The 6,422-nt window shown below is 42.2% G+C and carries 7 protein-coding genes and 1 tRNA gene; 1 reads left to right on the forward strand and 7 read right to left on the reverse strand.

The genetic code is table 11. The features are described 5' to 3' along the window. Nucleotides 1-118 precede the first annotated feature (118 nt). A complete protein-coding gene (locus tag DY78_RS01790; RefSeq protein ID WP_024626312.1) occupies nt 119-1,153 on the reverse strand; it encodes a WxLIP family cell surface protein in 1,035 nt (344 codons plus the stop codon). 62 nt (nt 1,154-1,215) lie between these two features. Then, a complete protein-coding gene (locus DY78_RS01795; protein ID WP_024626313.1) occupies nt 1,216-2,061 on the reverse strand; it encodes a WxL domain-containing protein in 846 nt (281 codons plus the stop codon). A 426-nt stretch (nt 2,062-2,487) separates the two neighbouring features. On the opposite strand from DY78_RS01795, the gene DY78_RS01800 reads away from it, so the two are divergent. Further along, a complete protein-coding gene (locus DY78_RS01800; RefSeq protein ID WP_033613067.1) occupies nt 2,488-3,891 on the forward strand; it encodes an MFS transporter in 1,404 nt (467 codons plus the stop codon). Here the strand turns inward: DY78_RS01800 and DY78_RS01805 are convergent. The 5 genes from DY78_RS01805 to DY78_RS01825 form a co-directional block, all read right to left on the reverse strand. Then, complete coding sequence (locus DY78_RS01805; protein WP_024626315.1) at nt 3,884-4,453, reverse strand: hypothetical protein; 570 nt, start codon at nt 4,451-4,453, stop codon at nt 3,884-3,886. The two genes, DY78_RS01800 and DY78_RS01805, sit on opposite strands and share 8 nt — an antisense overlap. Before the next feature lie 117 nt (nt 4,454-4,570). Continuing rightward, a complete protein-coding gene (locus tag DY78_RS01810) occupies nt 4,571-4,774 on the reverse strand; it encodes a hypothetical protein (protein WP_024626316.1) in 204 nt (67 codons plus the stop codon). A 119-nt stretch (nt 4,775-4,893) separates the two neighbouring features. Then, nucleotides 4,894-5,316 carry a Spx/MgsR family RNA polymerase-binding regulatory protein gene (locus tag DY78_RS01815; RefSeq protein WP_024626317.1) on the reverse strand — a complete coding sequence of 141 codons (423 nt, stop codon included), beginning with the start codon at nt 5,314-5,316 and terminating at the stop codon, nt 4,894-4,896. A gap of 245 nt (nt 5,317-5,561) precedes the next feature. Continuing rightward, nucleotides 5,562-5,633: transfer RNA gene (locus tag DY78_RS01820), tRNA-Asn, on the reverse strand. Between the two features lie 100 nt (nt 5,634-5,733). Next, nucleotides 5,734-6,369: a hypothetical protein gene (locus DY78_RS01825; protein ID WP_051385260.1), complete on the reverse strand. Its 636-nt coding sequence runs from the start codon at nt 6,367-6,369 to the stop codon at nt 5,734-5,736. Nucleotides 6,370-6,422: the final 53 nt, after the last annotated feature.

The raw sequence follows: 6,422 nt of genomic DNA on the forward strand, positions 1-6,422 counted from the left end.
AGCTGATCTTTTTTGTCCGAACAGCGTTCGGATTAATTTTACAATCTACCACATAATGTAAGTCTTTTAGAAAATAGTACCTACTGTAGACTGAATTTCTGAACTATTTTCTATAGTGTCACATTTTTTGTGATCGACGTCGTATCTTAATATATATATACGAGCCAATTATGCATAATAATAACATTCCTAATGCACCGCTCAATACAAACCACCAAATATTAACTCGGTGATTAATGACGGCTGCACGGTTATATTTCTTTGCCATTTTTCTTGTAATTGTAAAATCACGATCAAATATCCATTGATGCTGATTATTCTTAGCGACCATATGCAAGTGATAATTTCCCGCTTGTAAGTCTTTATCATGCGTGGAAATAGGATAATGGTAGCCCGAATTAGGCGCCATTTGCACATTTTCTTTTTTCTCTCGTTCGATAACCTTTCCAGTATTTTTATTTGTAATAGTTGTATCTGTGTAAATATGTGGAATCATCACTGCTGCAGTATTCCGTAAGTTTGAAAAAATACTTTGATGATAATTTTCAAGCCCAGGCTCGACACTATCAAGCATTAAATTGGGTTCTGGCACCTTTCCCAAAGTATAACTCAGTCCAATAACATATGAATATTTACTCTTAACATTTAGTGTTCCTTCCACACCACCTGTGACTTTGTCATCTACCTTTTGAAAAAACCATCCACCCTGAATCACTCCTTCAAACTTTGTCTTGGGTATTTGAACAGTTGCAATAACCTGCTTTTTCCCCTGTGCTGGAACTGTTACAATTTTTGAACCATTTATCTGTGTAATGTTATTCATTCGATATTTAAGGGATGCATCTGCCTTTTTTAACGGATGCACATATTCAATAACACCATTCTCGTTTGTATGAGCAGTATGAATAGCCATTTCAACTTTTATTTCATGGTTAGTTACATTAAAAATTGTAGCTTTTAAGTCCTGACTAGTATTCGAATTCATGTTTAAGTTGAAGTATGATTCATTCTTATTTCGTTGATTTTCTGGAATGTTTGCTGCTACACTAAAGCCAATAGGACTCTCTGTTGTTGAGGCACTACCTGTATCCACTATTCCCCACAATGCGGATACAATTGCAACCACCACTACAATAGTTCTAAACAATTTCATCGTTATGCTTCCCCCAATATGTATAAAAATGTCCATCCTAAATCACAGATGGACATTCTATATTAATCATTTGTATCTGGTACATTTGACAGATTCCAATCTAATTCCGTGGAATACACGTAGTTTCGACCTTCGTTTGCAGGAATTGTCAATGTCACATCATTACGGTCAATTTCATCCATAGTTAACCCATATCCAGTACCCGCTTTGGCATTAATAATAGTTGATTCGTTTTCACTTAGAGCATCATCAACAACTATTGAGCTTGCCCTATCAGCGACCACATCATTTTTGGCCGTTGTAATTTTACCGGTATCTAACTTTAATTTAGCACCTTTAATAGTATCTAATGTTTTGGCTTGATTAGCGTTCGAACCAGATACACTTGATTTTCCAGCTGCAGGATTTCCATCAGTAGTGGCATTTAGTCCATTACCACTTACCGTCAAATGCCATCCCGCACGTGTACCACGTGCGTCCGAAACCTCTAGAACCATTTTATGATTCCAGGTTTGATTCGGTGTATCAGCCATTTCGGACGTTGTTTTAGCGGACTTAGTCGTATTGTCATCCGTATCGATTGGATGAGCAGTAATCGGATTAATTACATCGACATTATATTTACCAAAATTAATCGATGATGGCACAAAAACCAACTGTAAGGGGCTTAGCGGTTTCGTGTTATCCATCCCGTTTCCCGGTATATTGGTCGCAGGCTGGTCTGGTTTAGCGGGATCAACCGGCTCAACACGATCTGGATTTTGTTGCAATGTCACTACCATATTGGTACTTCCGTCTGGTTTTTTTTGTGTTTGAGTAGTACTACTTGTGGCAGCTCCAGCAGGTAAAACAGTTACAACTAATAACAGTCCGCTCGTAAGTGCCACCTTACTAATAAGCTTTTTCATAGTAATAGCCTCTTTCAGAATTCTTTTAAAATTAATCTTGCGTAATCGTAATTACATTCACTTTCATTGAACAACCAGAGTATAACGCAAGCATTTTTTGTACACAACTGAAAAAGAATGGCCATCATCAATTAACTAGGTTAATCATATTTTCAACCTAGTCATAAATTGACAACCGCAACCATTAGAAAAAATAACTGTTACGAAAACAAATTTTAAAATTAAATATTTTAATATCGGCTAAATCCATGCGAAAAACAACTTACATCAACTAAAATTTTAAGCTATACTGAAATCATCATCTAAAAAACAACCAAGGTAATTTTAAAATGTACTTGTATATCTTTGTAACGGATCCTCGTTAATCAGGGAAAAGTATCGTTTGCCCCGCAAACGGACTTTACCTTGGTTAACGGAGGTCTTTTTTTGTCAGCAACTACTACTACTCAAGTCACACCAGCCACCAAACGCGCGATTTTTGGCGCGGCAGGGCTCGCTTTTTGTGGCATTTTAGTCGAAACTTCGATGAACGTCACTTTTCCAACTTTGATGCGCCAATTTTCTACCTCGCTAAATGCGGTCCAGTGGGTCACCACAGCCTATTTGCTGGCCGTTGCGGCGACAATGGTGGTGGCCGCTTTCACTCAAAATCGTTTTAAATGGCGGACTATCATTAATATTGGTGGGAGCGCCTTTGTCATCGGTGGCTTGCTTTGTGCTATCTCACCTAGTTTATGGGTGTTACTGCTAGGTCGGATTATCCAAGCAATTGGGACTGGCTTTGCGTTACCGTTAGTCTTCGCGCAAATCATGCGCCAAGTACCATTTACGGCCCAAGGTCGCTTCACCGGGACTGCCGGCATGTTGATTGCCCTGGCACCATCACTCGGACCAACATATGGTGGCTTGGTGACCCAATTACTAACTTGGCGACTCATCTTTTGGATTACCTTGCCGTTCGGGCTGCTGGCTTGGTTCATCACCGCTAAAAATATTCACCAGCCGCAACAACCAACGGTCCAACGCTTCCCACTGATGCAGTTCATCTTGATTGTCCTCACCTTAATCATGATGACTTGGGCGTTCAACAGCATCGGAACGACTGGCTTTTCATTAGTTAATTTCTGGGTACCGCTCATGGTTGCGCTCTTAGCACTATGGGGATTTTTCAAGTTAGCAGCTACCGGCGACCAGCCCTTGATCAATGTGGCAATTTTTCACAATCGGGCTTTCAGCAAAGCCTTAGCGATTTATTTTTTAATTCAATTCATTCAAATCGGCTTAACATTCTTATTACCGAACTTTACGCAACTGGCATTAGGTAAAGACGCGATGGTTTCAGGATTGATGTTACTGGCTGGTAGTTTAACGTCAGCAATCTTGTCGCCGCTCACTGGAAAATGGATGGACCGCGCTGGCATTCAAAAACCAGCCCGCCTAGGTGGTATTTTATTGATTTTGGCCACTTTAGGTTTTGCCCTAGTCGCGACCCACTTGTCAATTCCAATCATTGTTGGGCTATTTGTCGTTTATCAGATGGGCTTTAGTTGTCTATTCAACAACACCTTAACGTATGGCTTACAGCAATTACCACCCCACCAATTGGGCGATGGCAACGCGACTTTTAACACGTTGCAACAATACTCAGGGTCACTTGGAACCGCAATTATGGCAGCGCTACTCGCCACTGGAAGTGAGTTACATCCACACAGTAGTCGCTTCATTCAAACAACGGCCGGAACTCAGTTAGCCTTGTGGTTAAGCTTGGTTATCATTGTGGTAACGGCTTTAATTGCCTGGAGTTTAAAACCGACTAAATCGGCTAACTAACCATCGCGACCATTAGCCAATGATTCAGCTGTTGACTAACCGCGACGATTGACCAGGGCCGGTTACTCGTAACCAGCGTCATCAAGACGAGTAGCCCCACCAAACATAGGGCTAGCCCCGCTTGATGTCGCAACCGCTGCTGCACAAAGAGTGCCGGTAATTTGAGCTGTTGGCTGGTGTAGCGGCGTTGTAACTGATAAAACAACTGTTGCCGGTACCAAGCTAATACCGCTTCAACTAAGACCAGACTAATGCTCATCAGTAATAACATGACTAAGTCAGTTGGACTCGTCTGCGAACTGATGAAGACCACAACGACGCCGCCGAATAAGCCTGCTAATAAGCCTTGCGCAACCCGGTGCCCCCATGATAAATACCGTAGCATGGGTGATAGTTCTCTCAATCGGCGCCACGAATTACGCTGATGCTGCCGCGGCGTGGTCGTCATCAGCGTGGCATCTTGGGTCCGGATGTATTGCCACATGTGCCAATTATCTAAGTGCCAGCGCCACCCGCAATAGGTCCCGACTAACAAAATGCTGATAAAACCCATTAATAACATATTTACGCCCCCATTTGGTAAACCCTAAGTAACCCTCATTAGCCTGAATGTACCTTACACTGACTAACTACGCAAAAAAAGACGATTGGAATTTTTTCCAATCGTCTTTTTTGCAAATTATTTTTTCTGTTGCTCTTGCTGGTCTTGATGCCAACTCGTGGGACTCCACAATTGGCCTTCCATCGACCCCCGCAAGCTTTCAATCTCGGCTTGTTGGTCATCGATGACTTTAATCACACTATCGATAATGACTTGATTGTCGGCAGTCCGTAAGTTCTTTAAGGCTTGCATCGCCCACGCCGCTTGGTCCGTTTCACTCATGTTAATTTACTCCTCTACTAACTGGTATTTATATTGTACGCAAGTTAGTTGTTTTCGCCAAGTAACTTGCTTGCTAACAAAAAACGCCCGCCAGCAAACTGACAGACGCCTGATGAAGATTAACCAACGGCTTGTTGGTCGTCATCATATAGTTTTTGTTGAATTTCACGTAATTCTGACTTACGCACTGAACGTGGCAAAAATGCCCGAATATCTTCTTCGTTGTAACCGATTTGTAACCGACGCCCATCATAAATGATTGGCCGTTTCAAAAGTTGTGGTTTTTCTACTAACAGATCCAGCAATTGGTTAAAGCCTAAATCTGACAAGTCGATGTGCAATGCCTTGAAAGCCTTAGAACGCGTTGAAACGATGTCCTCGAAGCCATTTTCAGTTAGCCGGAGGATTTGTTTCAATTCATCGCGGTCCAGCGGATTAGCGATAATGTCGCGTTCATTGAAGGGAATGTTGTTAGCAACCAACCATGCCCGGGCACTACGGCTTGACTTGCTAGATGTTGAATAATATAAGTTTACTGTCACGATGAATTCCTCCTAGGTCCAGTAAGTGATTTTACTACTTACTTTTATATAGTAAGTATACGTGCTTAGTCAAGAATAGTCAAGGTTTGTCAGACATTTTTTTGATGATTTATTTATGACTTATCTTGGACTAATTGGCCATAGCCCTAACGATTGACCCGGCCAAATTGCTAACCAACGCAACATTTTTTACGGTCACAAAAGCGGTACCTCTGCTGAGATACCGCTTTTAACGCAACTTACTACTGCTCGGGCTGGGATCGAACCAGCGACCTCTTGATTAACAGTCAATTATTCTACCGCTGAACTACCGAGCAATTTTGCTACAAGTTATTTATACCACACAACGGTTGCGTTGCGCAACCCTTTTCTCATTGTTTTTTAAAAAACTGGCAGCAATGTAAATCAGGATAAACCTTATAGTGGAAACAATCCCAGCCATGACATCACAGTGAAGTCTTGCTGTTTTATCATTTTCAGCAAAGCGTTTTTAATTTCTTCTTCGTTCAAATTTGTTCGTAAGTCAAAGAAGTATTCGCCGTGATCGTTTTGCATCGACAAATGCCATTTTCCGAGAGCTTCAAACCGCGAAACATCTGGCAAATCACGCTGATGCTTAAAAATGACGTGGAAGGTTGGTTTCCAAGCATCTTCATCATCACCGGTGAGGCGAATCAATTCGCACACTTGATGGTGCGCTCGCAATGCCGCCCGACCACAAATGGCAATGGCGACAAACATTAAGCCGGTCCCGATGAGCATCGCCAAACCGAGTTGCGCCGTCATCGCATGGGCACTCCCATTGGCCTTGGCACTCAAAATCGTCGCAAACGACAACAACAACCAAATGGCAATAACTAACCCGTTCATCCAATTGAGAGCTTGACTCCGGGCTTCGCGATTGACCTTTAAGCGATACTTGTAGTCTGACGTAACCATTCGTTGTTGCGGCGCGATTGGCGAATAAGCGACCGCGATATCCGGCTTGCCAAATTCATATTGGGCTTGCGGATGAAACATCTCCGCCATGGCCGCAAGCGTCTTGGTTGGCATATGGTAGATTGCAAATTTAATCCGAATTTTTGGACAAATTGTTCAGCATAACC

It is taken from the genome of Lactiplantibacillus fabifermentans DSM 21115, assembly GCF_000498955.2.
Taxonomy (GTDB): domain Bacteria; phylum Bacillota; class Bacilli; order Lactobacillales; family Lactobacillaceae; genus Lactiplantibacillus; species Lactiplantibacillus fabifermentans.